Annotated in this window: 2 protein-coding genes; one reads left to right on the forward strand and one right to left on the reverse strand. The window is 71.0% G+C overall.

All coding sequences use genetic code 11. The annotated features are described in order from the left end of the window. The coding region (locus NCC78_RS31480) for a DUF6642 family protein (RefSeq protein WP_250799079.1) at window positions 1-618 on the reverse strand (618 nt) is incomplete at its 3' end. Between the two features lie 304 nt (window positions 619-922). On the opposite strand from NCC78_RS31480, the gene NCC78_RS31485 reads away from it, so the two are divergent. After that, complete coding sequence (locus NCC78_RS31485; protein ID WP_250799080.1) at window positions 923-1699, forward strand: D-Ala-D-Ala carboxypeptidase family metallohydrolase; 777 nt, start codon at window positions 923-925, stop codon at window positions 1697-1699. Window positions 1700-1818 lie beyond the last annotated feature (119 nt).

The following is a 1818-nucleotide window of genomic DNA, read 5'->3' on the forward strand; positions in this document are numbered from 1 at the left end:
GCGGGCGGCGGGTTGGGCGGGGACGCGGGGGCGGACCGCCGGCCGCCAGGCGCGGCCGTTGGCGTAGATCACCCGGAAGCCGAGGTACGACGCCAGCGGCGCCCAGTGCGCTGAGCCCATCCGCAGCTCGGCGGCGTTGTGCCGCTGGCCGTTGGCCAGCACGTCGAGCAGCACGGTCTCGAAGGCGGCCGACTCGACCCAGTCGACCTCCCGGGTGAAGCCGCAGATCAGCGCGGCCCCGGTGGCGTCGAGGAAGTCCCGCAGCGCGGCGTCGGAGGCGCGCAGCACCGAGCAGCTGCCGAAATAGAGCCGCCGGCCGTCGCAGCGACCGGCCATCAGCTCGGCGACGTCGGCGAGGTCGACCGATTCCCAGTCGGTGAGGCAGAGCCGGCTCGGCTCGCCGTGCATGGCGAAAAAGCCCACCCGGTAGTCGGCGTACTGCTTGAGCAGCCAGCGGTCGATGAAGTAGAAGAGCTCGTCCCGGGTCGCCGCGTCCTTGTGGATGAACCGGATCTTGCCGAGCCGTTCGAGCAGTTCCAGGGTGGGCAGCACCGAGCCGCGCTCGTTGAGGTCGCGGTGCCACTGGCCCTCGACGCAGAAGACGCCACCGCGCGCCACGCCCACCTCCCCGTCCAACGGCGGTGCTGACGTTACCGGCTCCGGCCGTCCGGAGAACATCACCCTCGGTGTGACGGGAAGCGACTTACCGTCCCGTTCGCGGGTTCCTGCGGTTCGTCGGGAGCGAATGGGTGATTCGCAAATGGGCGCAATTGCCAGGCAAGACACAGGAACAGCAGATCGTGAGGACAATTCTCGTTAATCGCCGTCAACCGCCCCAGCGACTGCCAAGGTGGAAATCGCGGGACGTCCCGGTCGATGTCCCGGAGGCCACCCCATTCACTCTCCTATCGGGAGGACTTCTGTGCGCAGGAACACCTTGAAGCGGGCGATTGTCGCACTCGCCCTGGCATTGCCGGGCGCCGCGATCGCCACGGTGGTCGCCGCGCCAGCGGCCCATGCCGACGGCTGCTACACGTGGAACCGCAACCTCTACCAGGGCCGCTCCGGCAGCGACGTCCGCCAGCTGCAGATCCGGGTCGCCGGCTGGGCCGGCTACCGGGACATCGTCGAGAACGACGGGCGCTTCGGACCGAAGACCGCCGCCGCGGTCAAGCGGTTCCAGTCGGCGTACGGGCTGCGGGCCGACGGCGTCGCCGGGCCGCAGACCTTCGCCAAGATCTACGAACTCCAGGACAACGACTGCACCCCGCGCCACTTCGCCTGGACCGAGCTGGACGACGGCTGCGGTCGCGGCGGCTGGAGCGGCGGCCCGCTCACGCCCGCCGAGACCCGGCAGAACGCCCTGCGCACCATGTGGAAGCTGGAGGCGATGCGACACGGCCTCGGCGACAAGCCGCTCTACGTGAACAGCGGCTTCCGCAGCCGCGCCTGCAACAACCAGGTCGGCGGGGCGTCGGACAGCCAGCACCTCTACGGCAACGCCGCCGACGTCGTCTCGCGTACGTCGTCGCTCTGCCGGATCGCCCAGGACGCCCGCAGCCGCGGCTTCAGCGGCATTTACGGCCCCGGCGCCCCGGACCACGACGACCACGTGCACGTGGACTCGCGGCGGGAGAACAACCGCGACCGCACCTCGAACACCACCGACTGGTCGGCCCCGGACTGCGGGGTCCGCTGAGCCTGACGGACGGCGACGCCGGCCCGGACGCGGATGGGGAAACCCGCGTCGGGGCCGGCGTCGTCCTGCCCCGGGTCGCCGCTGGCGGGCGTACCTGCGCTCAGCTCGCCCGGGGCCAG

It is taken from the genome of Micromonospora phytophila (assembly GCF_023656545.1).
Classification (GTDB): domain Bacteria; phylum Actinomycetota; class Actinomycetes; order Mycobacteriales; family Micromonosporaceae; genus Micromonospora; species Micromonospora phytophila.